General features: G+C 62.3%; 19 protein-coding genes and 2 tRNA genes. 5 read left to right on the top strand and 16 right to left on the bottom strand.

Going from position 1 to position 22,924, the window contains the following annotated elements:
- Both D2E23_RS11745 and D2E23_RS11055 read left to right on the top strand, forming a co-directional pair.
- A partial coding sequence (locus tag D2E23_RS11745) for a hypothetical protein (protein WP_206432041.1) occupies positions 1 to 182 on the top strand: 182 nt, incomplete at its 5' end.
- Between the two features lie 551 nt (positions 183 to 733).
- A complete protein-coding gene (locus tag D2E23_RS11055; RefSeq protein ID WP_241227293.1) occupies positions 734 to 1,633 on the top strand; it encodes an ATP-binding cassette domain-containing protein in 900 nt (299 codons plus the stop codon).
- Positions 1,634 to 1,685: 52 nt separating this feature from the next.
- Here the strand turns inward: D2E23_RS11055 and D2E23_RS11050 are convergent, their stop codons facing one another.
- Both D2E23_RS11050 and D2E23_RS11045 read right to left on the bottom strand, forming a co-directional pair.
- Positions 1,686 to 2,825 carry a hypothetical protein gene (locus D2E23_RS11050; RefSeq protein WP_126030953.1) on the bottom strand — a complete coding sequence of 380 codons (1,140 nt, stop codon included), beginning with the start codon at positions 2,823 to 2,825 and terminating at the stop codon, positions 1,686 to 1,688.
- 114 nt (positions 2,826 to 2,939) lie between these two features.
- Positions 2,940 to 4,205, bottom strand: a complete 1,266-nt coding sequence (locus D2E23_RS11045) for an MFS transporter (RefSeq protein ID WP_126030952.1) — start codon at positions 4,203 to 4,205, stop codon at positions 2,940 to 2,942.
- A gap of 218 nt (positions 4,206 to 4,423) precedes the next feature.
- On the opposite strand from D2E23_RS11045, the gene ettA reads away from it, so the two are divergent.
- Complete coding sequence (gene ettA, locus D2E23_RS11040) at positions 4,424 to 6,103, top strand: energy-dependent translational throttle protein EttA (RefSeq protein WP_126030951.1); 1,680 nt, start codon at positions 4,424 to 4,426, stop codon at positions 6,101 to 6,103.
- Between the two features lie 373 nt (positions 6,104 to 6,476).
- Positions 6,477 to 7,382, top strand: a complete 906-nt coding sequence (locus D2E23_RS11035) for an acyl-CoA thioesterase (RefSeq protein WP_126030950.1) — start codon at positions 6,477 to 6,479, stop codon at positions 7,380 to 7,382.
- Positions 7,383 to 7,439: 57 nt separating this feature from the next.
- On the opposite strand, the gene D2E23_RS11030 is transcribed toward D2E23_RS11035, so the two are convergent.
- The 11 genes from D2E23_RS11030 to D2E23_RS10980 form a co-directional block, all read right to left on the bottom strand.
- Complete coding sequence (locus tag D2E23_RS11030) at positions 7,440 to 8,315, bottom strand: hypothetical protein (RefSeq protein ID WP_126030949.1); 876 nt, start codon at positions 8,313 to 8,315, stop codon at positions 7,440 to 7,442.
- Between the two features lie 62 nt (positions 8,316 to 8,377).
- The gene (locus D2E23_RS11025) at positions 8,378 to 8,950 is read right to left on the bottom strand and encodes a DUF3180 domain-containing protein (protein ID WP_126030948.1); all 573 of its coding nucleotides are present in this window, start codon (positions 8,948 to 8,950) and stop codon (positions 8,378 to 8,380) included.
- A 29-nt stretch (positions 8,951 to 8,979) separates the two neighbouring features.
- Complete coding sequence (folK, locus tag D2E23_RS11020; protein ID WP_126030947.1) at positions 8,980 to 9,963, bottom strand: 2-amino-4-hydroxy-6-hydroxymethyldihydropteridine diphosphokinase; 984 nt, start codon at positions 9,961 to 9,963, stop codon at positions 8,980 to 8,982.
- A 158-nt stretch (positions 9,964 to 10,121) separates the two neighbouring features.
- On the bottom strand, positions 10,122 to 10,988 hold the full coding sequence (gene folP, locus D2E23_RS11015; protein ID WP_126030946.1) for a dihydropteroate synthase: 867 nt from the start codon (positions 10,986 to 10,988) through the stop codon (positions 10,122 to 10,124).
- A gap of 124 nt (positions 10,989 to 11,112) precedes the next feature.
- Positions 11,113 to 11,700: a GTP cyclohydrolase I FolE gene (gene folE, locus D2E23_RS11010; protein ID WP_126030945.1), complete on the bottom strand. Its 588-nt coding sequence runs from the start codon at positions 11,698 to 11,700 to the stop codon at positions 11,113 to 11,115.
- A complete protein-coding gene (gene ftsH / locus D2E23_RS11005) occupies positions 11,697 to 13,811 on the bottom strand; it encodes an ATP-dependent zinc metalloprotease FtsH (RefSeq protein ID WP_126030944.1) in 2,115 nt (704 codons plus the stop codon). The genes folE and ftsH overlap by 4 nt, the downstream gene beginning before the upstream one ends.
- Before the next feature lie 3 nt (positions 13,812 to 13,814).
- A complete protein-coding gene (gene hpt, locus D2E23_RS11000) occupies positions 13,815 to 14,378 on the bottom strand; it encodes a hypoxanthine phosphoribosyltransferase (RefSeq protein ID WP_126030943.1) in 564 nt (187 codons plus the stop codon).
- Positions 14,365 to 15,453 carry a tRNA lysidine(34) synthetase TilS gene (gene tilS, locus D2E23_RS10995; protein ID WP_126030942.1) on the bottom strand — a complete coding sequence of 363 codons (1,089 nt, stop codon included), beginning with the start codon at positions 15,451 to 15,453 and terminating at the stop codon, positions 14,365 to 14,367. Before tilS ends, hpt begins: the two co-directional genes overlap by 14 nt.
- A gap of 2 nt (positions 15,454 to 15,455) precedes the next feature.
- Positions 15,456 to 16,943 (bottom strand): D-alanyl-D-alanine carboxypeptidase/D-alanyl-D-alanine endopeptidase, encoded by a 1,488-nt coding sequence (dacB, locus tag D2E23_RS10990; RefSeq protein ID WP_241227292.1) that lies wholly within the window; start codon positions 16,941 to 16,943, stop codon positions 15,456 to 15,458.
- A gap of 93 nt (positions 16,944 to 17,036) precedes the next feature.
- A complete protein-coding gene (locus tag D2E23_RS10985; RefSeq protein WP_126030941.1) occupies positions 17,037 to 18,263 on the bottom strand; it encodes a glycosyltransferase family 2 protein in 1,227 nt (408 codons plus the stop codon).
- Positions 18,264 to 19,814, bottom strand: coding sequence for an AI-2E family transporter (locus tag D2E23_RS10980; protein WP_126030940.1), 1,551 nt, complete (start codon positions 19,812 to 19,814; stop codon positions 18,264 to 18,266).
- A 124-nt stretch (positions 19,815 to 19,938) separates the two neighbouring features.
- Here D2E23_RS10980 and D2E23_RS10975 point away from each other — a divergent pair, with 124 nt between their 5' ends.
- On the top strand, positions 19,939 to 20,892 hold the full coding sequence (locus D2E23_RS10975) for a glycosyltransferase family 2 protein (RefSeq protein ID WP_126030939.1): 954 nt from the start codon (positions 19,939 to 19,941) through the stop codon (positions 20,890 to 20,892).
- A 187-nt stretch (positions 20,893 to 21,079) separates the two neighbouring features.
- Here the strand turns inward: D2E23_RS10975 and fucO are convergent, their stop codons facing one another.
- From fucO to D2E23_RS10960, 3 genes are all read right to left on the bottom strand, one after another.
- Positions 21,080 to 22,231 carry a lactaldehyde reductase gene (fucO, locus tag D2E23_RS10970; RefSeq protein WP_126030938.1) on the bottom strand — a complete coding sequence of 384 codons (1,152 nt, stop codon included), beginning with the start codon at positions 22,229 to 22,231 and terminating at the stop codon, positions 21,080 to 21,082.
- Between the two features lie 450 nt (positions 22,232 to 22,681).
- A tRNA-Phe gene (locus D2E23_RS10965) sits at positions 22,682 to 22,757 on the bottom strand.
- A 41-nt stretch (positions 22,758 to 22,798) separates the two neighbouring features.
- Positions 22,799 to 22,872, bottom strand: a tRNA-Asp gene (locus D2E23_RS10960).
- Between the last annotated feature and the right edge of the window lie 52 nt (positions 22,873 to 22,924).

Here is a 22,924-nt window from a genome sequence, read left to right as displayed (position 1 = left end):
TTCCAAAAAACCCGACCACAATCACAGCCCCTCTCGAGGCACTCCAAAAACAGGAGCCATGGCCGGACTGGCAATCAAAACTTAGTAGTACAAAACACGCTCTTGAGTTCTCAAACCACCACCACACCAACAAACCGTCCGAGAAGAAGTGGACGTTGTCGTGCTGGGCAACAGAAAGTTAATTTACAGGGATGTTCGCGTTCACGCAAATCGGGCATAATCGACCGGAGCGAAAACGTTGAAAACACAGGCTTCGCTCGGCGTGTCGCGAACACGGCAAAATCACGTCTATAACAAGAATATGCGAGCGTTCCCCTCGACTTGCCGACGAAAAACAGCCGTAACAATCACTTCAGACGACGGTGCACGGCGATTCACCGGCAGTTCATCAGGCGTCCGGCACTCCATTGGGTTACGCCGGCTTTCCAAAACACGACGTACATAAAATACGACATACATGTACGATCGTACACATTCGAGGTATGATGATATCTGACGATCGATCATCGTCTATGAATCGACCATGCGGCGACGTTGTATATCCGTTTCTCTCCATGCCGCCGCACGGTCATTCCCCATGTACTTAATCCATTCCGCGCTTAATCCGCTCCCCTATATGTGCTTCCCATTCCCCGCGTGCTCGGCCGTACTCATATCTGTTTTAAGCTGTTGCTGTCGTGTTATGCCACATGAACGGTCGGAGCCGAAGACCGCTCGGATGAGGAGAGGAACAATGATGGAATCATGCGCCCGCGCGGGACAGGAATATGCGGTTCACGCGGAATCGTTGGGATTCTACCGGCAACAGCGTCTGATTCTCGCCGACGTGAACCTGTCCATTCCCCGAGGCCAGCGCTGGGTGCTGTTCGGACCGAACGGCATCGGCAAATCAACGCTGGTGTCGATGATGGCGATGCGCATGTTTCCGAACGTGGGACATATGGAGGTACTTGGCTCCCGTACCGTCGGCGGCGGAGATCTGCAGAAGCACCGCAGCCGGATCGCACTGGCGTCGGCGTCGTTCGGACGGGAGATCAGCCCGATCGAGGATCCGCTCAATGTGGTGATGGGCGTGATGCGCGGACAGTTCGGCAATGAATGGCGCGAACACACCCCAGAGGAATACGAACGCGCCATGGCCATCATGGAACGATTCGGCATCGATTATCTGGCCGGCAAGACCATGGCTAAGCTATCCGAAGGCGAGCGCACGCGTGTGCTGATCTGCCGGGCTCTGCTGGCCGACGCCGATCTGCTGATTCTGGACGAGCCGACCACCGGACTTGATCTGGGCGGCCGCGAGCTCATCATGCGCGAGCTCGGCGGCGTGGGCACGGCGGACGACGACCGCACGATCGTGATCGTGACTCATCAATTGGAGGAGATCCCGGCCGGATTCGATCACATTGCGCTGATGGGCAGGATCGACCGGGAACGATACGACGACTATTGCGAGCGCCATCCGCAGATCTATTCCACGCTGGAGGGCAACCCGCTGCCCGGTTCGATGGTGTTCACCGGCGCGCTGGAGGACGGCCTGACCGAGGACCGGTTGGGCGCGCTGTTCGGTCTGGACCTGGAGATCCGTCGCATCGGCACACGATGGACGGCACGGCGGAAGGCGGATCGTTAGGCGATCGTCACCGGCACGGTTATCGTCGGATCATACCGGCCGAAGTCGGCCATTACCCCAACGTCAGTTTCAACACGACGAAAGCGATCAGCATCATCAGGAACAGCGCGGACAACGTCGCATATCGCAGCGCCATGCGACGTTCACGTTTAGCCCTGACCTTGCGCATGCCGAGCTCGTCCAACGGAATCTGCGGTTCGGACCGGGCCATGCGTTCGAGATCGGCATCAATACGTTCTCGTTCGTGGGGAATGACGACGTCGCCGGGCAGTGCCGCATAGGACAGCATACGAATGCCGCGGGCGTAGTTCAACGCGAAACCGTACATGGCGACGATCGCGCCCGCCTCATACACATCAGATGATGTCATCCATACGAAGGCCAGCGAGATCAGGCCGACGACGAGCAGCACCCATTGCAGCCGGCCCAGCACGACTATGCGATGTTCGGTCGGGTGCCGTGCAAACGACAGACACCATATTCCAATGGCGATCAGTGGAATGCATGACAATGCCATCGCCATGCCGAATTCGGCCATGAGCGGCGAACGCCACAGCCGGATTTCGGAAATCATGATGCCGACGGCAAGAACCAGAAGAATCACGCCGAACGCTCGTATATGGCGTCGTTCCATATGAGGTCTGACGGGAAGGGACGTCCACCACCAGTCGACGGTGCCCAGTTGCGGACCGTGTTGCAGAAAGGCGGCGGAGACCGGATCACCCGCTTCGGCTTCCCGAATCAGTCTCGTCGCGCGTCGCCATCCGATCGCATATGTCAGCGTGACGATGCCGACCGCAAGCGTCCCCAATGCAAGCCATGGGTATGCGCGCCGCAATGGCGTGGTATTGCTGACCCCGTTCAGGGTTTCGTGGATTTCCCCCTCAAACAGAAAGGCGTTGATCCGCTGGCCGACGCGATATGCATAGGGCGAGTGCCGGAGATGCCGCAAGGTGGACTCCTCGCCGTTTGCAGCCACGGTGATGATGCGGTCCTGCGTGTTCACGGATGTCACGGTCGCCATGATCGGCGTGCCTTCTGCAGGTCCTCCGCTGGTATCGAGACCGGCCGCGATCGTGCAGGACAGTATGGCGGCAAATATCGCGAGCCATACGAGCATGGTGATGCGCATACGACGCACGGCCGTCCTGTCATCGTCGGTGACGATCGTCGACGATGACACCGATGTCATATCATTCGTGGACATGTTGCGTGCCATGATTCCATGGTCTCACCGTCGCCAATCACCATCATGCCGCCGATCACCATCGGCTCGGCAGCCGCATGGCATAAGCCCGCAACGGCATTACACACGCTCGCGGCCGGCGAATACGGCGATGACGCATTGCGTGGCGGCCAGTGCGGTGAACAGGATAAGCGGCGCGGTCCAGCCTCCGGACAATTCGGCAAGCGTACCGAAGGCGAGCGGACCGATCGAGGCAAGCAGGTAGCCGATGGATTGGGCCATGCCGGACAATGCCACCGTTTCCGCGGAGGTTCGGCCACGCAGGGAGATCAATGTGAGCGCGACGACCAGCGCGGCGCCCTGTCCCATGCCGCCGATCACACTCCACAACAGCGAAAGCCGCGGCAGCAGCATCCATCCGAATCCGGCGACGACCATGGGAACGCTGGCGGTCATGGCGGCGCAGACCTGATTGCCACGGACCCGCATGAGTGCGGGGATCAGCAGACCGGAAAGAATACCCAACGATTGGAAGACGAACAGATGCACGCCGGCGACCGAATCGGTGAATCCGGCATTGACGACGACGGAGGGAAGCCAGTTCGACATCGTGTAGAACGCGGCCGACTGCAGTCCCATGAACAACGTGACATACCAGGTCATCGGTCGACGCCAGAGCGGTCGATCCTCGATGGGGGCATGATCGGACACGGACAATGCGGGTCCGGGATTGTCTGCCGATTCCCCGGCAGTTGTTTTCCCGGCAGCCGGTTCCCCGGCTACCCGCTGATTTTCGGCAATGGCGGCGGGCCTCGTCATGACGGTTGTCCGTTCGCGCCTTACCCTCATCAGCCACAGCAGTGCCACGATCAACGGAGGCACGGCCCATACGGCGAGCGCCGGCCGCCATCCGCCAAGCGCGACGGCCAACGGTGACGCGGTCAGTCCGGCGATGGCCGAACCGGTGGTGATGCACGCCGAATATACGCCGGTTGCCATGGAGACATGATCGGCATAGTCGCGTTTGGCGATCACGGGGACCAGCACGTTGCCGGCGGCTATGCCGGCGCCTACGGCCACCGTGCCCAGCCATATTCCCGCCGGACCGCCGAATGAACGGGTCACGTCGCCGACCGCCAGCACCAGCAGTGCCGCCAGGATCGTGCGATCGGCGCCGATACGTGCCGTGACGAATCGGACCAGCGGACTGACCAGAGCAAATGCCCATAACGGCATGGCGCTCAGGATGCCGAGTATGCTTTCTCCCCAGCCGAGGTCATCGCCGATGCGGGTGAGTACCGGTCCGATGGCCGCGATGGCCGGGCGTAGGTTCAGCGCCACCAGAAAAATCAGTGCGGCCAGCAGCGCCGCTGTCACTCTGTTCATGCCACCGAGCGAGACCGTGGATGTCTCTGTCGTCTTCTCATATCTCTCATCATGCACGCCGATCACTCTACAACCCGGGCAAGGCTCTGTAGATGGGCTGTAGAATAATGGGTTTGGTACTTTTGCCGTGTCTCGCGACGATCTCGATGATCTCGGCGATCGGGGCACGCCAATACTTGTCAATGAAATACAACCAACGATAGAGATAAGGAACTCACTTGGCTGAATTCATTTATCAGATGATCAACGCTCGCAAGGCGTATGGCGACCGCGTGATCCTCGACAACGTGACGCTGAGCTTCCTGCCCGGCGCGAAGATCGGCGTGGTGGGCCCGAACGGCATGGGTAAGTCCACGCTGCTGAAGATCATGGCCGGCCTCGACACCGTGTCGAACGGCGAGGCGACCCTGACCCCGGGCTACACGGTGGGCATTCTGCAGCAGGAGCCGCCGCTGGACGACGACAAGACCGTGGGCGAGAACATCAAGATGGCGTTCGGCGACATCGCCGCCAAGGTGGCCCGTTTCAACGAGATCGGCGAGGAGATGGCGAATCCGGACGCCGACTTCGACGCGCTGATGGAGGAGATGGGCACGCTGCAGGCCGAGATCGACGCGGCCGACGGCTGGGATCTCGACTCCCAGCTCGAGCAGGCCATGGACGCCCTGCAGTGCCCCGATCCCGACACCCCGGTGTCCGTGTGCTCCGGTGGCGAGCGCCGTCGTGTGGCTCTGTGCAAGCTGCTGCTTGAGGCCCCCGATCTGCTGCTGCTCGACGAGCCCACCAACCATCTGGACGCCGAGTCGATCCTGTGGCTGGAGCAGTTCCTGCACCAGTACAAGGGCGCCGTGATCGCCGTCACCCACGATCGTTACTTCATGGACAACGTGGCGGAGTGGATCTGCGAGGTGGACCGTGGTCAGCTCTACCCGTACAAGGGCAACTACTCCACGTATCTGGAGACCAAGGCCAAGCGTATGGAGATCCAGGGCGCCAAGGATGCCAAGCTGGCCAAGCGCCTCAGGAACGAGCTCGAATGGGTGCGCTCCTCGCCGAAGGCCCGTCAGGCCAAGAACAAGGCCCGTCTGGAGCGTTACGACCAGATGGAGCAGGAGGCACGCAACAACAAGAAGCTCGACTTCTCCGAGATCCAGATCCCGGCCGGCCCGCGTCTGGGCTCGCTCGTGCTCGAGGCGAAGCACCTGCATAAGGCGTTCGGCGACCGCGTGCTCATCGACGACCTGTCCTTCACGCTGCCGCGCAACGGCATCGTCGGCGTGATCGGCCCGAACGGTGTGGGCAAGTCCACGCTGTTCAAGACGATCGTGGGCCTGGAGCCGCTGACCAGCGGCGAGCTGAAGATCGGCGAGACCGTGAAGATCAGCTACGTGGATCAGAACCGTGCCGGCCTGGATCCGAAGAAGAACCTGTGGGAGGCCGTGTCCGACGGTCTCGACTTCATCGAGGTGGCCGGCGTGGAAGTGCCGACCCGCGCCTACGTGGCCAGCTTCGGCTTCAAGGGTTCCGACCAGCAGAAGCTCACGGGCGTGCTCTCCGGCGGTGAGCGCAACCGTCTGAACCTGGCGCTCACCCTGAAGCAGGGCGGCAACCTGCTGCTCCTCGACGAGCCCACCAACGATCTGGACGTCGAGACGCTGGAGTCGCTCGAAAACGCACTGCTCGGCTTCCCCGGCTGCGCCGTGGTGATCTCCCACGACCGTTGGTTCCTCGACCGCGTTGCCACGCACATCCTCGCGTGGGAGGGTGACGACGAGAACCCGGCCAAGTGGTACTGGTTCGAGGGCAACTTCCAGGCCTACCAGGAGAACCGTGTGGCTCGCCTCGGCGAGGATGCGGCCCGTCCGCACCGTCTGCACCGCAAGCTCACCCGCGTGTGAGATGCGCGTGACACCGCGTGTGCGATGACGACGTGTCGGGTCGGCGATGCCGGTCTGGGCGTCGATTGACATGAACGGCGTTCCGTTCGGAGGGATCCGGGCGGGGCGCCGTTTTTGTCTGATATGAGGGTGGGGTTTATGCGGCATATTTGATCTTTCGGGGGTTTGAGCCCTCCCTCAGTCCGACTGTGTCGGACAGCTCCCTCCCTTGGAGGGAGCACAGGGGGATCGGAACACAGCGGGAAATCGTCGTCATCTTGCGTTCATCTATCTCACGAAGTCGTTACATAACACACCAAGGTTTCTTTACGAGTCCCGGATAGACTGCTTTGCAGACATATTGAATCAGGCTATACGTGAAGTGAGGAAAGCTATGCCGGTCAAGGAAAAGACACCGCTGGAACATCTGATCAAGGTGCTTCATCTGGGGGAACCGTCCGCATACCGTAACCACACGTATATCAATGGCGAGAGTCTGTACTTCCCCACCGGCCGCGTCTACGGCGGTCAGGTGGTGGCACAGTCCGTGGTGGCCGCCGCGCGCACGGTGGACGAGGAGCGTCTGCCGCATTCGATCCACGCGTACTTCATCGCGGCCGGTGACATTCATCAGGACGTGCTGTTCGACGTGGAGAATCTTCGCGACGGTCGTTCGTTCTCCGCACGTCGTGTGAACGCCACGCAGGCGGAGGGCCCGATCCTCACCGCCATCGCCAGCTTCCAGAAGCACGGGCAGGATGGTGTGGAGTTCTCCGATCCCATGCCGGAGAACGTGCCTGATCCGGAGACGCTGAGCTCGGCCAAGGAGCTCATGGAGCCGTATGCCGATCAGTCGGCGTTCGCGAACTACTATGCGACCAAGTCCGCGTTCGACATTCGTCACGTGAATTCCACGGTGATGCTCGGCAGTGACAAGACCGCGAAGACCAACGACAGCGGCCGTCAGATGGTGTGGATGAAGGTGGACGGCTACGCCGACGTGCCGCAGCTGTGCCATCGCGCCATCCTCGCCTGCGGCTGCGATCAGATCATGATGGAGCCGATCGTGCGCCGTGCCGGACTGAGTTTCATGACCCCCGGCATTTCGTACGCGACGATCGATCATTCGATGTGGTGGTATCGCGACGTGGATGTGAACCAATGGCATCTGTACGTGCAGGATACTCCCACCGCCGCGCACGGCCGTGGACTGAGCTATGCGAAGGTGTATTCGCAGGACGGTCAGCTGGTGGCGGCGATGAGCCAGGAGGCCATGATCCGCGTGCCGCGGAAGAAGTAAGGCCGGACGGAAAAGCCCCCTCATCAGAGGGGGCTTGGTCTATGCTCAGGGAACTAACTACTCGCGCGGAGCGAGGACGTTGGCCAGATGACTCATCGTCATCGTGGATTCGGCGGGCAGATAGGCAGGATCGTCCTCATCCACCGTGGGATCGGGAATCGCATACACCTGTGCCGGCGTATCGGGGAAGATCACGTCCTGTTCCTTTGACCGTTCACGAATCCAGTCGGCGAACGACTGATCGTTGTGGAACACCAGCATATTGGAATCGTCAAGCGCTCCGGCCACGTCGGCGTAGGTCGGATAATCCAGATTCGCGGAGATCGCATCGCGCGCACTGGCCAGAACGGGAGCCGCGGTCTCGTCGAGATCACCCATCAGCGCGTTGAATACGGCGTCGATGCCACGGTACACGACCACCGGATTCTTTCGCTGGTTGGAACGCGAATACACACTGGAGATGAACCATGCGTTCGGGTCAACGGGAACCGCGCGCATCGGCTGGTTCTTCTTCCAGTTTCTGGTACGGCGCACGTCCACGATCGGCTCATCGTCGGGCCTTTTGACGTGCACGGCCACGTGGTTGCTCATCAACGCCCACAACGCACGGGCGTCCTTGAACCGACGGGCGTTACCGGAGCCGTCCGCCGCGGCATGGGCCGCACGCTGGGCGAGATTTCGCAGACTGACGGTCTTGCCGCCGGCCGCCGCCGCCTCGATCTGTTCGCCATCCGAAGCAGCATCGTTGCCGTCGAGCAGATCGAGCACGTCGAGGAACAGATTCGGCAGATTCGTATAATATCGGTCGGTCGTCAGCGGGTACTGTTCGTGCTCGCCGTAGACGTGCACCGGGCGCAGTTCCCCACCCTCGCCGGCGGCCCACAGGGCGATGTCACGGGTACCCGTGATCATGCGCAATTCATAACGTGTCATACGTTCCATTGTGTCACATGCGTGTACATACGTGTCACGTTCGTCGGAACCCGATGCGATCGTCAGCGGGAATCGCCGTGACCGGCCCCACGCCCGGGCCGACGTTTGGCGGTCACCTGATTGGCGGCATTGGTGGCGGGCGCGGCGCCACGCAGACGCTCGGCCTCCTTGACCTGCGGATGTTCCGGTCCCTCGCGCGGCGGCAACTGACACCAGTACTCCCCCACGATGCCGATGATCATATCGGCCAGGCAGACCACCGCGGCCACGCCGCATTCCAATGCCGCGGTGGCGTAGTATTCCGCATCGAGATGCGGCAGGCACATGATCAGCTGGCCACCGTACCATCCGACAAGGGCCGCGCCGGCCACGCCTAGGGATTTGGCGAGCACGAGCGTGTTCACGGCCCGTTCCATGCTCAGATCCTTGAGATCGCCCTTGACGTACTTGTGCACCTGCCACGACAGGATGAGCACCAGCACGCCGAGCAGTCCCAGCAGCACCGGCACGATCCATGGTGCGCCAGTGAACGTGTATTCGCTGTGCTCGGTGAGTTTGACCAGCATGACGCCGGCGAATCCGCCGAGGATCACTGCGATGGCGTAATACCACCACGGCGTGCGACGTGCCTTCATCGTTGTCTCCCGTCAGTTCGTTCGTACGATTATGCCTCGGCGACGGATCCGCCGAGAATCCAGCCGTCCGACACCTTGTGCACGGCATCGTGATCCGGGGTCTGCTCCAGCAGATCGGCGATGCGCCCGCCGTGGGCGCCGGTCAGACGGGCTTCGGGGTCGAGATCGGCCCATGGCGCAAGTACGAAGGCCCGCTGCCATGCGCGCGGATGCGGCAGGGTGAGATGCGGATCGGCGCTGATCTCGCCGTCGTAATCGACGATGTCGAGATCGAGCGGACGGGATCCCCAGTGCACTTCATGGGAGCGTCCGTGCGCGGATTCGATGGTCTGCAGGGAGGAAAGCAGCGTCTCCTTGTCGAGTGTGGTGCTGACCTGGATCACCGCGTTGAGAAAGTCCGGAGTACCCGGTTCCATGCCCCATGCGGCCGTACGATACAGCGGAGAGATGCCGGTGAGCTGATTGCCGGGAATGCCGTCGATGGCCACCACCGCGGCACGCAGCGTCTGTTCCACATCACCGAGATTGCCGCCCATGGCGATCACCGCGGAATGCACCTTCGGCGTAGCCGGCTCGCGATCGGACGTATCGCTGGCGTGCGGTACGGCAGTCGAGGACGCGGCGGTCAGAGACGCTTCGGACGGTTCATCCCCTCCGTCACTCGCCCGTTCGATGGTCACGCTCACGTCGTCGAACGGCACGGTGATCGGCGCGTTCGGCTTGTGCACGGTGACGATGACCCGACGAATACGATGCGACAGCAGAATCGAATCGGCGATCTTGGCGGCCAGACGTTCGATCAGATCGACGTGTTCGCCTTCGATCACGTTGACGATGCGCTGGGCGATCTGTCCGTAGTCGACCGTCGCGGTGAGATCGTCGGTGCGGCCGGCTTCCGAAAGATCAAGGAACATCGTGGCGTCGACGATGAACGGCTGCGGTTCGACGTGTTCGAAGTCGAGGACGCCGTGCGTGGCTTCGGCTCGAATGCCGGTGAGACGGATGGAATCCATGGGGATTGGGGCCTTTCAGGGATAGAGGGGGGCGGAGGAACAAAACTGATGGCGGCAGACGGGCTGCAGAACGTGGACGGAGTCGAGGACTCCCCTCAGTCCGCCATTCGGCGGACAGCTCCCCTCCGTGAGGAGGGGAGCCACAGGGGTTGGGGACGTCAGTGGAAGCGGCGCCAGAGGGTGCCGGCGTGGACGGCGGCGACGGAACGGGGGACGTCGTGCACGCGCACGGCCCACGCGCCATGTTCGGCGCACATGGCGGACAGTGCCGCGGTCATGGAATCACGATCCTCCATCGTCGGTTCGTTGATTCCGGCCTCCTGCAGCATGGCGGTGATGAAGCGCTTGCGGGACTGACCGATCAGCACGGGATAGCCGGTCTCCTCGAACGTTTCGAGTCCGGCGAGCAGTGGCAGATTGTGTTCGATGCCCGGCTTGGAGAATCCCAGACCGGGATCGATGATCACGCGCTCCGGCTTCACACCGGCGGCGAGCACCGCATCCACCTGGGTCATGAGCTCGTCCTTGACGTCGCGCAGCACGCCGTGCTCGTATACGGAGGTGTCGGCGTCGGGCACGCCGCCCTTGCCGCCGGCGAGCCAGCCACGCCAGTGCTGCACGATGTACAGGCAGTCATGGTCGGCGACCACGTGCGGCAGTTCCGGGTCAAGACGGCCGCCGGAAACGTCGTTGATGATCTGCGCGCCCTCGTTCAATGCGGCCAATGCCACAGAGGATCGTGTGGTGTCGATCGACAGCATGGCGTCGTGCTCGAGCAGAGCCCTGACGGCGCCGGTGACGCGGGCGAGCTCGTCGTGTTCGCTGACGCGCTTTGCACCCGGTCGCGTGGATTCCGCTCCGATGTCGATCAGATCGGCGCCCTCGTTCATCATCGTCAGGCCATGCTCACGGGCCTTGTCGGGGTCGAGCCACAATCCGCCGTCGGAAAACGAGTCCTCGGTGATGTTGAGCACGCCCATGACCAGCGTGTGGTCGGGATCGTGCAATGCGTTGATATCGGTCATTCTTGTTTCCCCTTATACGCAACTGAGGGTGGTCACCATCGTTCTGCGACCACCCTCAGTCAGTTTTCCACCGGCCGGCATCGCGGATCGTATTCGTCCGCAGTCACCGACGGGAGTGGATTGTTCAGTGTTGCGACAGGATCAGGCTCATGGCCTCCGCACGCGTGGCGGGCTGTCGCATCAGTCCGCGCACCGCCGACGTGGTGGTGCGTGCCTGCGACTTCTTGACACCGCGCATCGACATGCACAGGTGCTCGCACTCGGTGACCACGATCGCGCCGCGGGCGTCCACGTAATCCATGAGCGCGTCGGCGATCTGCTGGGTGAGACGTTCCTGCACCTGCGGACGACGAGCGTAGACCTCCACCAGACGGGCGAGCTTGCTCAGGCCGGTCACGCCCTCCTTCGAGGGAATGTATCCCACGTGTGCCACGCCATGGAACGGCAGCAGATGATGCTCGCACACCGAGTAGAGCTCGATGTCGCGCACCAGCACCATTTCCTCGGTGTCCACCTTGAACCGTGCGGACAGCACGTCCTTGGGATCCTGCTGCAGACCGGCGAACAGCTCACGCGATGCCCTGGCAATGCGATCCGGGGTGTCGAGCAGCCCCTCGCGGTCGGGATCCTCGCCGATGGACTTGAGGTAGAGGCGCACGGCCTGGCGCACGCCTTCCTCGTCAAACGGCCTCTGTGCTGCGGTATCGCTCATCGGGCGGCTCCTTCGGTATTGCCGTTGCCGGCGGCCGGTGCGGCGGCGCCAGCCCCTTCAAGACCGGCGTTGCGACGCAGGGACTCGGGGATCGGCACCGGCGGCAGATCGGAATCGGGACGACGGTCGTCCGACAGCCACACCTCGCGCTGCGGGGCCTTCTTCACCTTGGAGAAGATGACGGCCAGCTCCTTCTCGTTCAGGGTCTCCTTGACCAGCAACTGACGGACGAGCTCATCAAGCACCTCACGGTTCTCGTTGATGATCGTCCACGCCTCGGTATGCGCGGTCTCGACGAGCTTGAGCACCTCGTCATCGATCGTCTGCGCGGTCTGATCGGAGTACTTGCGCGGGCTCAGACCGTCCATCACCGTGGTCTGGTCGTCGTCCGACGCCCACTTGATGGCACCGAGCTTGGACGAGAAGCCGAACTCCACCACCATCTTGCGGGCGATGTTCGTGGCCTTCTCGATATCGTTCGACGCGCCGGTGGTCGGATCGTGGAACACGACCTCCTCGGCGGTGCGACCGCCCATGGCGTAGGCCATCTGATCGAGCAGCTCGTTGCGGGACTGCGAATAGCGATCCTGCGTGGGCATCACGGCGGTGTAGCCAAGCGCACGGCCACGCGGCAGAATCGTCACCTTGGTCACCGGGTCGGTGTTGTTGAGCGCGGCCGCGACCAATGCATGACCGCCCTCGTGATACGCAGTATTGCGCAACTCCTCGAGCGCCATGCCCTTGGAACGACGACGCGGACCGGACATCACGCGGTCGATGGCCTCGTCGATGGCACGGTTGTCGATCAGCTGGGCTCCGGCTCGGGCGCACAGCAGTGCGGCCTCGTTGAGCACGTTGGCCAGATCGGCGCCGGTGAAGCCCGGGGTACGGACGGCGATCATGTGCAGATCCACGTCCGGCACGAACGGCTTGCCCTTGGCATGCACCTTGAGGATGGCCTCGCGACCTTCCAGATCAGGAGCCTCGACGGCCACCTGGCGATCGAATCGGCCAGGACGAAGCAGTGCGGGGTCGAGCACGTCGGGACGGTTGGTGGCGGCAATGATGATGAGGTTCGTATCGTTGTCGAAGCCGTCCATTTCGACGAGCAGCTGGTTCAGCGTCTGCTCGCGCTCGTCGTGACCGCCGCCCATGCCGGATCCGCGCTTGCGGCCGACGGCGTCGATCTCATCGATGAAGATGATGGCCGGAGCGTTCTTCTTGGCCTCGTCGAACAGATCACGAACTCGGGATGCGCCCAGACCGACGAACATCTCGACGAAGTCGGAACCCGCCATCGAATAGAACGGCACGCCGGCCTCGCCGGCGATGGCTCGCGCCAGCAGCGTCTTACCGGTTCCAGGGGGACCGTACAGCAGCACGCCGCGCGGAATGCGAGCGCCCAAGGCCTTGTACTTGGAGGGATCCTTGAGGAAGTCCTTGATCTCCTCGACCTCCTGCAGTGCGGCATCCTCACCGGCGACGTCGGCGAACTTGGTCTTCGGGGTGTTGCCTTCCAGCAGCTTGCCCGTCTTCTTGCTGCCCATGCCGAACATGCCGCCGGCACCGCCCTGCATGCGGCTCATCAGCCACCAGAACAGGCCGAAGATGATGAGGAACGGCAGCAGGGAGCTCAGCAGATACGTGAGCATGCTGGTCTGCGGCACGGTGGAGGTCCAGCCCTTGGAGGGGTTGGCCTTCTCCACGGCCTGCGAGATCTGACCGCCCTGCGCGAACACGTAGTAGAACTGCACGTTCTTGCCGTAGTTGCGGATCTTGCCGGTGTCGGGGTCCTTCTTGGTGAAGTCCTCCTTGAGTTCCAGCTTCACGGTCTGCTTGTTTTCGGTGATCTCCGCGTACTGCACGGCACCGTCCTCAAGCAGCTGCAGGCCGTCCTGCGTGTTGATGGTCTGGGTGCCACCCATGGAGAACATCTGGAATCCGCTGATCGCGAGCAGCACCAGCAGCGTGACCCAGATCCACGGCGACTGCCAGAACGGGCGCGGCTGCCCGTTGCCGTTCTTGTTCTTGTTGGACTTACCGCCCCGACCCCCATCGGGATTGGTGAACGGGTTACCGTTATCGCCCCTGTTCGGGCCCGGAAAGCTCATGTACTACTCCTGGTCTCCTTGATATACCTTGGGATTGAGCACCGCGATCGAATCGAGGTTGCGGTACTTCTCGTCATAATCCAAGCCGAATCCCACCACGAATTTGTCGGGAATCTCATATCCGGGGTATTTTACGTCGATATGCACCTTGTGACGTGCCGGCTTTTCGAGCAGAGCGAACACTTCGACGGATGCGGCGCCGCGGTTCTTGAGTTCCTTGATCAGCCAGTCGAGGGTGATGCCGGAATCGATGATGTCCTCGACGATCAGAACGTGACGGCCACGCACGTCGGTGGACAGGTCCTGACGCACCGTGATCTTGCCGGAGCTTTCCGTGCCCGAACCATACGACGACAGGCTCATGAAGTCCATGGACACCTGAATCGACAGGGCCTGGGAGAACGCGGCCAGCGTGTTGATTGCCCCCTTCAGCACGGCCACCAATAGCAGATCCTTGTCTGCGTAGTCGCGACTCACCTGGGCCGCCGCCTCCTGAATCTTGGCGTCGATCTGTTCCCGGGTGACGAGTTCTTCAATGATGTCGTCTTGGATATCAGCGATTTTCATGCATTCCATCATGGCACAGGAGAATGACGTGATTCTGACGACTTGCTGAGTAACCGCTGGAAAGACGCACTGCGCCCTGCCCATGCCAGTCGACGATCAGACGGTCAATGGCCTCCACGTGCTTGGATGATGCGGAAACATTGGCTTCCGTAAGGGCGCGGGCGATCACCCGCGTACGAATCGCCTCGTGTTCGTTGGACAACGATCGCGCATCAATGCTCGCCATGGCTTCACCATCGGCGAAGTCCACGGCGCGTTCGTAGGCGAGCGCCGCCTGCGAGTCGATGTAGTCCTTGTCCCGTTGGGCGATACGGGCGCTGCGCGACAGGTGCGACACCATGTCGGTCTTCACGAAATTCGTCAGATACGGCAGCAGCGCGTTGCGGATGCGGCTGCGCAACGGCAGGTCGGTGGACAGTCCCCCTTCGTCGGAGGTGCCCCCGTTGGTCGGATCGTCCCACCATTCGATGCCGCGACTCGTACAGATGGCAGTGGTCTGTGCGCGGGTGAGGTCAAGGAACGGACGGGCGAACGTCACGCCGTCCCGTTCGATCATTTCGGGCATGCCGGCAAGGGAATCAAGCCCGAAGGTGCGGGTGAGTCCCAGCAGTACGGTTTCGGCCTGATCGTCGCGCGTATGGGCGAGCAGCACCGCGGTGGCGCCGAGTTCCGCGGCCACGTCGATCAGCGCCTGGTATCGCGCGTCCCGCGCCGCGGCCTCCACGCCCACGCCGGAGGCGTCGACGATCACACGGCGCACGATCACGGGGGCCATGCCGAATCCGCGACATTTGTCCGCGGCCGCACGCGCCACGTCGGCGGAGCCGAACACAAGTCCATGGTCCACGATCACCGCACCGCACCGTGCGCCGACCATGCCGCAGACTGTGGCGGCGACGGATGCGAGCGCCAGTGAATCTCGTCCTCCCGAACAGGCGACGAGCACCAGTGGAGCGTTGCGGTCCGGTTCATGCATGCCGTGGCGACGAGGACCGGATGGCCCGTGGATGTCCAGTGTTTCGAGGCATCGGCGTACGTCGCCGATGGCCTTGCGCAGTTCCGGTGTGTAGGCCATGGTCACAGCTCCGGCAGTTGGCCGACGAGATGGTCGAGCGCCTGAATGGCGGACCACATGTTCTGCGGATTGTTGATGATGATCGCGAAGGTGATCACGCCGCCCTTGGTACGTGACACGTTGCCGGTCATGGAGGTGACCGTGTCGAGCGTGCCGGTCTTGAGACGGATGAGGCCGTTGGAGGAGCTGGGGAACGTGTGATGCAGTGCGGTGCCGGACAGTCCGCTGACGGCGAGCGCCTCGCTGGCCGCCGCAACCGCGGTGCCGGTCTGCGCATATTTGGCCTGGGTCTGCAGCAGGGTCTCCACGGTGAGCTGGGAACCGGTGGACAGGCCGGAGCAGTCGGCCATGGTCAGTCCGGTGGTGTTGATGCCGTGGGATTCGAGGATGCTCTTCACCGCTTTGGTGGCGCCTTCCGGCGAGTTCTCCTGACCGGTTTTGAGCGCGGTGAGACGGCCGAACAGTTCGGCTTCGGTGTTGTTGGAGTTCCTGAGCATGTAGCTCATGATCTCGCTGAGTTTGGCGGAGCTGACGGAGGCGATGGGGTTGCCGTCCTTCGGTGCCGTGCCTTCGGTGGTGCCGGTGACGGTGATGCCCTGTGCGGCGAGCTGGCGCGCGAACTCGGCGGCGGTGTCGGCGGCCGGAGTGCTGGATCGTGGCGGGAACTTCGTGTCCACGTCGGGGTCGGACGGCTTATCGGCGCCGGTCCAGTTTCGTGCCTGGTCGATGGCCATGGATGCCATGGGTGCGGCGTTCATGAGGTCAGTGTTGTTGGCGGCGATGGTGTCGGGCAGTCGTTTGCTGCCGAACAGCGAGTCGTCGTAGGCAAGGTCGACCGTGGTGATGTTCTTGTTGCGCAGCGCGGCCACGGTGCGGGAGACCAGTGTGGCGATGCCGGCGCGCCCGTTGATGTGGTCGGGGTCGGATTCGCCGGAGCCGAGCAGCATGTCGCCGTTGCCCTTGAGGGTCAGTTTCGCCGAGTCTCCGCTGCCGGTGAGGTACACCTCGGTGTCGAGCGTGGACGTCATGTCGAGCGTGGACGCGGCCGCGAACGCGGTCAGCGTCTTCATGGTGGACGCGGGCTCACGGGTGGCGGTCTCGTTGCTTTTCACCACGGCGTTGCCCTGCGCGTCGGCGATGATCAGCGAGAAGTCGGTGCCCACGCCTTCGGATGCGGCGAACTCGTCGACGAGCTTCTGCGCCTGGGATGCGTCGAGGCTTGGACCGTTCTGCACCTGCGCGGTCACGGTCTTCACCGTGCGTGCCGTCTTGGCCGCGGGGAAGGTGACGGGCTGAACGGATGACGTCGTGAGCAGTCCCGGGACCACATCGGCCATGTCGGCCACGATGTAGCCTGCCGACAGCAGTACGGTGGTCACGGCCGCGGCGATCACCGTGGCCTTGCGTCGGCTCATCGCCCGACGGTGTACGCGGAGGGATCGCCTCGACCCCGGATTGGTGGGGTTGGTGTCGATGGCGGATACGGTCACGAGTGTGCTCCTCTTATCATGCGTATCGTTTGGTTCGTGGGTCTTGATGCGGCGTTGCCGTTCTGCCGATCATGCCGGCCGGCCGATCATGCGTCAGCGTCCGCGATGCTCGATGGGCTTCCATCCGGGCTTGGAGAACATGGCCTGGAACGAGATCGGGATGTAGCTGATCAGGTAGATCGGGAAGCTCAGGCAGTAGGCCACGAGTTCCTTGTTCGTCGCGTCGATCTTATCGCGTTCGGCGATGCAGGTGATGGCGGCCAGCGCCATCATGCCGAGTACGGACGCCACGCCGCCCACGATCCAGAAGTTGAGCGAGGCAAGCTGGCTCGCCAACGAGACGAATCCGAGCGCCACAAAGACCGCGGCCAGCACGGTGCGGATCACGGACAGTGCGGTGAACGGGCAGATCAGCAGCGTCAGGTCGATGCAGGAGAAGTCGCGCTCCTTGATGGCGCGCTGGATCATGGCCGGACCATAGTAACGGAACACCTGCAGGAAGCCGCGGCTCCACCGCAGTCGCTGGCGCCAGCTCTGCTTGAACGTGACCGGCTGCTCGTCGTACAGTACCGCGGTGCCGCAGTAGCCGATGCGGTCGCCGTGCAGGATCGAGTCGAGCGTGAATTCGAGATCCTCGGTGAGCAGATGGAACTTCCATCCCTCGTTGCGTTCCATGACCTCGCGGGAGAACATGAATCCGGTGCCGCCCACGTGGCAGCTCGAGCCGAATACCATGCGCGAGTTGTTGAGGAACCGGGATTCCCTGACGAACCACAGTGCGGAACCGGAGGACACCCAGTTGTCGTCGAAGTTGACGGAGTTGCGATAGCTCGTAAGGATACGGAAGCCCGACTGGAAGGCGTTGTTCATCTGCGAGAAGTAGTCCTTGTCGAGCAGATTGTCCGCGTCGAACACGAAATAGGCGTCGTATTTCTTGGTGGCCCCCGAGTCGATCATGTTGTTGAGCAGGAACGTGAGCGCGAAGCCCTTGCCGATCTGCGTCTGGTCGAATCGTTCGACCACGTGGCATCCCTTGGACCTGGCCAGTGCCGCCGTGCCGTCTGTGCAGTTGTCGGCCACCATCCAGATGTCGATGAGTTCACGGGGATACGTCTGGTTCTGGATGCAGTCGATGAGATTGCCCACCACGGTCTCCTCGTTACGCGCCGAGATGAGCACGGCGTAGCGCTTGTCCTTGGGCGCTTCGGGGAAGGTGGTGGTCTTGGCGAAGAATCCGGTGAGCAGGCACACCGCCTGATAGATCATGCCGGCGGCTCCGAGTACGAACAGCAGTACGTCGATGGCGGACAGCAGGGCCATTTAGCGCCACTCCTCCCTGGCACTACGGCCGGTAGCGGTGTCGTCCGCGTCGGGACGAACGGATTCGGTGTGATCGGCACGGTCGGCGCGATCGTCATGATCGGCACGCCGATCGTCATGCCCGTCCACCGTACCATCAGTATTGTCATAGGATTCGTCGGACGGATTGAGATCCGGTTTGGACGAGTCCGGTCTCACGCTTTTCTTCGGAATCGCCACGGTCTGCGAATCGTCGAGTTCTGCCGACGTGGAATACCCGGCAAGACGATTGTGCACGTACTCGAGCTCGCCGCTCACCGCGGAGGAGTGCACGCGCACCCGGGCGGTCGACCCCTGTGCGGCGCGCGGCATGTGATCCGCGACCGGCTTGACGACGTGAGTGTTGAACGCCTCCACGCCCTCCACCATCTTCGACTTCTTCACCGGCTTCGGGTCGCTCAGCAGCGGCGAGTCGATGAGTTCGTAGCGCTTGGTATACGCCTTGAACACGGTCTGGAAGCTGGCGGTGAGCGGCAGGGCAAGGAACGCGCCCAATGCGCCGAACACCGAACCGAGTGCCAGCACCGCAAGGAACGCGATGGCCGGGTTGAGGTCCATGGTGCGCTGCGAGATCGCCGGCGACAGGATCAGGTTCTCGATCTGCTGGTAGACGACGATGTAGATGAGCACGAACAGCGCGTACTTGATGCCGTTGGTACCCCATGCGGACACGACCGGCAGCGCGCCGCCGATGTACGTGCCCACCGTGGGAATGAACTGCGAGACCAGTCCGCAGAAGATCGACAGCGGCAGCCAGTACGGGATGTTGAGCGTCATCATGAAGATCGACATGCACACGCTGGAAATGGCCGCCAGAATGATGCGACTGTACAGGAAGTTCGAGATCTGATCCTGCACCACGGTCCACACCACCAGGAAACGCTCCTGGCTCTTGGGCGCGATCCACTGGCACAGGCTGCGCCGCATGGCGGGGAATGCCGCGGAAATATAGTAGGTGACTAACGCCACGGTCATGATGCCCAGCAGCACGTTGAGCAACGAGAACGTGGTGGTCAGCGCCTGATTGGCGAAGTTGGTGACCGTGCTGGTCTGCAGGCTCTTGAACACCTCCATGCCCAGATCCTCCATGCTGGGCACCTTCCAGTTGGTCTGGGACTCGATCACGTCGACGATCTGGTTGTACAGGCCGGGCAGACTCTTGACCATGCCCACCAGCTGCTGCACGAACATATTGCCGAACAGGGTGAGCAGTCCGCAGATGATCACCAGCAGCGAAACCAGCGTCACACCGGATGCCACGCCGCGCTTCCAACCGTGGCTGACCAGCCAGCGCACCACGGGCTCCACGGCCAGCGCGATGAACATGGAGATCACCACATAGAGGATGATCGAATCGATCTTGCCCCACGTATTCCATACGAACACCGCCGCGAACACGGCGATCGCCGTATACAGCAGGCCACGGCCGAACCATTCCGGAGGCCTTCTCGGATCCCCCTTGTCCGGAAACACCGATCCGACGTCGAAGCGTTCTTCCTGACGTTCATTCATACGCGACATTATTCCCACCGACGGTGACATGTATCGTACGAACGGCGGCATGACTGACGTACGTTTACGAAACGTTTGCCTGACAGGCGCCGGGCAATCCCCGCTCTCGCGTATTGTGGAAGACGTGCTTACCGTCTCGATCGTGATTCCGGCATGGAATGAGGAAGAAAGAATCGCCGACTGTCTGCTCAACGCTACGCGACAGACCGTGCGCCCCCACGAGGTGATCGTGGTCAACAACCGCTCCACCGACAACACCGCACAGGTGGTGAAGGACTTCATCAGGGAGCATCCCGACGACAACGTGATCCTGATGGATCAGGATGAGGAACAGGGGCTGATCCCCACCAGAAACTACGGTCTCGACCACGCCACGGGCGATATTCTGGGCCGTTTCGACGCCGACTGCATGATCAAGCCCGACTGGGTGGAGGTCGTCACCGGCATCTTCACCGAGGATCCCGACGCGATGGGCGCCACCGGTCCGGTGATGTACTACGATATGCCGTCGCGCCATTTCGGTCTCAAGGGCGACAATTCGATCCGCAGACGCATCTACCGCGCGGACGACGGACAGCCGCTGCTGTTCGGATCGAACATGGCGCTGCGTGCCTCCGCATGGCGTCAGATCTCCGGCGAGGTGTGCCGAGACAAGTCCGACGTGATGCACGAGGACATCGACATCTCGCTGCACCTGATGGGCAAGGGACTCAAGACCGTGTATTCGCCGCGCATGATCGCCGGCATGAGCGCCCGCCGCATGGATACGTCGCTCTCGTCGTTCCGCAACTACATGAAGCGATTCAAGAACACGTTCGACGCGCATCCGCAGCATTGGCGCAAGCACAAGCCGGAGATTCTGTTCACCGCCATGTATCCGATGATGCACCTGTTCTACCCGGTGTGGCAGAAGGTGCTCAACACCGCCGACATCAATCCGGCGGAGGCCGCGTGGATCAACGAGCAGATGGAGCTTGTGGAGCGCGAGGGCAAGGAGCTGTACGACGAGACACCCACCGATGAAGAGTGGGACGAGGAGCACGGCGAGAAGACCGAGAAGTCGCAGTCACACGAGTAGCGGCCGGGCGGCTGAGATATGACTGAGGGGAGAGACCTGTATGGGTCTCTCCCCTCAGTGAATGTATAGGGAGATTGGTTCTGGGACGTACACTCCCCTCAGTCCGACTTTGTCGGCCAGCTCCCCTCGCTGAGGGGAGCTGGCGCGCTTTGCGCGACTGAGGGGAGCGAGGCTCGGAACCTGAGAGCTACATGAGGCTCTTGTAGATGGCGAGGATGTCCTCCTCGGTGGCCTTGCGCGGGTTGCCCGGGGTGCACACGTCGTTGAACGCGTCGTGGGCCAGGGGCTCGAGGTCGGCCTCGGTGGCGCCGACCTCGCTGATCGTGGTCGGGTTCTTCAGGTCCACGGTCAGCTTGTGCACGGCCTGGACGGCCTCCTCGCGCACGGTCTCCAGATCGCCGGTGTACGCGTCGGCCACGCCGAACGCGTCGGCGATGTCGCGGTACTTCTCGCCCGTGTAGTCCTTGTTGTACTCCATGACCGGGGCCAGCAGGATGCCGTTGGCCACGCCGTGCGCCACGCCCAGACGGCCGCCCAGCGGGTGGGCCATGCCGTGCACCAGGCCCAGGCCGACGTTGGAGTAGGCCATGCCGGTGATGTAGGAGGCGTAGGCCATCTGCTCGCCGGCCGGCACGTCGCCGTCCGCGCTCTTGGCGAGGTTCTTCGCGATCATGCGGATGGTCTGCATGCTCAGGCAGTCGGACAGGCTCCAGGCGCCCGGGGTGATGAAGCCCTCGATGGCGTGGGTCAGGGCGTCCAGACCGGTGGCGACCTTCAGGCCGCGCGGCATGGAGTCGGTCAGGTCCGGGTCCACGAACGCGACGATCGGGATGTCGTGCGGGTCCACGGCCACGAACTTGCGCTTGTTCTTCGTGTCGGTGATCACGTAGTTGATCGTGGTCTCCGAGGCGGTGCCGGCGGTGGTGGGCACGCCGAAGATCGGCACGCTCGGGTTCTTCGTGTCGGCCACGCCCTCGAGGGAGAGCACGTCGCCGAACTCCGGGTTCGCGCTGATGATGCCGATGCCCTTGCAGGTGTCCTGCGGGCTGCCGCCGCCCAGACCGATCAGGAAGTCGGCGCCGGACGCCTTGAAGCGCAGCACGCCGTCCTGGATGCATTCCACCGGCGGGTTCGGCTTGACATTGTCGAACACCTCGTACGGCAGTCCGGCCGCGTCGAGCACGTCGGTGACCTTCTTCGCGGTGCCAGTCTCCAGCAGCACCGGATCGGTGACGATGAACGCCTTCTTGAATCCGTGCTTCTTGGCGACCTCCGGGATCTCCTTGATCGCGCCGCGACCGAAGTACGCCGTCTGGTTGAAGATCATCCTGTAGACCATGCTGTTCTCCTTTGACATTAAGGTCTGTCGACTTATTGGAGTTCCCCTACATTGGAAGCGCTCCATCGATAAACATGGTACCGCCTATTTGACCGTTCCAGTGGCAGAACTCCCAAAATATCTCCATGAGTCCCTATATGTGGGATCGCCGGACCGTTTGACGGCGCCCCCGTTCGGAGAACCATTGTGAACGCGCACAAGACGACCGGGACTCCGACACGCCATCCCACATGTAGGAACGCGGGGCGACACAGAAGCCCATCCCTCCCTCAGTCCGCCTGTGGCGGCCAGCTCCCTCCCCCGGAGGGAGCACAGAGATAAAGAGCGTGTGCCCCCTCCGAGGGAGGGAGCCGTCACGCGCAGCGTGACTGAGGGAGAGACATTAGGGTTGAGCCCGGGCATCCGTGCCCAGATACAAAAAATCCCCGTCGGGAAACCCGCGGGGATATCTGGTGGCTCCGAGCGGCATCGATCCGCTGACCTAACGATTTTCAGTCGTTCGCTCTACCAACTGAGCTACAGAGCCATTGAACAAAAAACCCGGCCGAGACCGGGCTTTCATCCAAGCGACTCCGACCGGACTTGAACCGGCGACCTCCGCCGTGACAGGGCGGCGCTCTAACCAACTGAGCTACGGAGCCATCTTGTTGACTTCGCTTGAAGCAACGAGTAGAAATATTACATGAATGCGCG

Source organism: Bifidobacterium callimiconis (assembly GCF_003952005.1).
GTDB classification, from domain to species: Bacteria; Actinomycetota; Actinomycetes; order Actinomycetales; family Bifidobacteriaceae; genus Galliscardovia; species Galliscardovia callimiconis.
The sequence above is the reverse complement of the archived record's forward strand: the minus strand, read 5'-3'. Positions and strand labels throughout refer to the sequence as shown.

Bases quoted from the DNA above. Each gene is read 5' to 3' on its own strand.
- hpt (WP_126030943.1), bottom strand. From the start codon at position 14,378: ATGAAAATCGCTGATATCCAAGACGACATCATTGAAGAACTCGTCACC.
- folE (WP_126030945.1), bottom strand. From the start codon at position 11,700: ATGAGCGATACCGCAGCACAGAGGCCGTTTGACGAGGAAGGCGTGCGC.
- D2E23_RS11050 (WP_126030953.1), bottom strand. From the start codon at position 2,825: ATGACATCGGTGTCATCGTCGACGATCGTCACCGACGATGACAGGACG.
- D2E23_RS10985 (WP_126030941.1), bottom strand. From the start codon at position 18,263: ATGGCCCTGCTGTCCGCCATCGACGTACTGCTGTTCGTACTCGGAGCC.
- folK (WP_126030947.1), bottom strand. From the start codon at position 9,963: ATGGATTCCATCCGTCTCACCGGCATTCGAGCCGAAGCCACGCACGGC.
- D2E23_RS11035 (WP_126030950.1), top strand. From the start codon at position 6,477: ATGCCGGTCAAGGAAAAGACACCGCTGGAACATCTGATCAAGGTGCTT.
- D2E23_RS11025 (WP_126030948.1), bottom strand. From the start codon at position 8,950: ATGAAGGCACGTCGCACGCCGTGGTGGTATTACGCCATCGCAGTGATC.
- D2E23_RS11055 (WP_241227293.1), top strand. From the start codon at position 734: ATGATGGAATCATGCGCCCGCGCGGGACAGGAATATGCGGTTCACGCG.
- D2E23_RS11030 (WP_126030949.1), bottom strand. From the start codon at position 8,315: ATGACACGTTATGAATTGCGCATGATCACGGGTACCCGTGACATCGCC.
- D2E23_RS10980 (WP_126030940.1), bottom strand. From the start codon at position 19,814: ATGAATGAACGTCAGGAAGAACGCTTCGACGTCGGATCGGTGTTTCCG.
- ftsH (WP_126030944.1), bottom strand. From the start codon at position 13,811: ATGAGCTTTCCGGGCCCGAACAGGGGCGATAACGGTAACCCGTTCACC.
- tilS (WP_126030942.1), bottom strand. From the start codon at position 15,453: ATGGCCTACACACCGGAACTGCGCAAGGCCATCGGCGACGTACGCCGA.
- folP (WP_126030946.1), bottom strand. From the start codon at position 10,988: ATGACCGATATCAACGCATTGCACGATCCCGACCACACGCTGGTCATG.
- D2E23_RS11045 (WP_126030952.1), bottom strand. From the start codon at position 4,205: ATGAACAGAGTGACAGCGGCGCTGCTGGCCGCACTGATTTTTCTGGTG.
- fucO (WP_126030938.1), bottom strand. From the start codon at position 22,231: ATGGTCTACAGGATGATCTTCAACCAGACGGCGTACTTCGGTCGCGGC.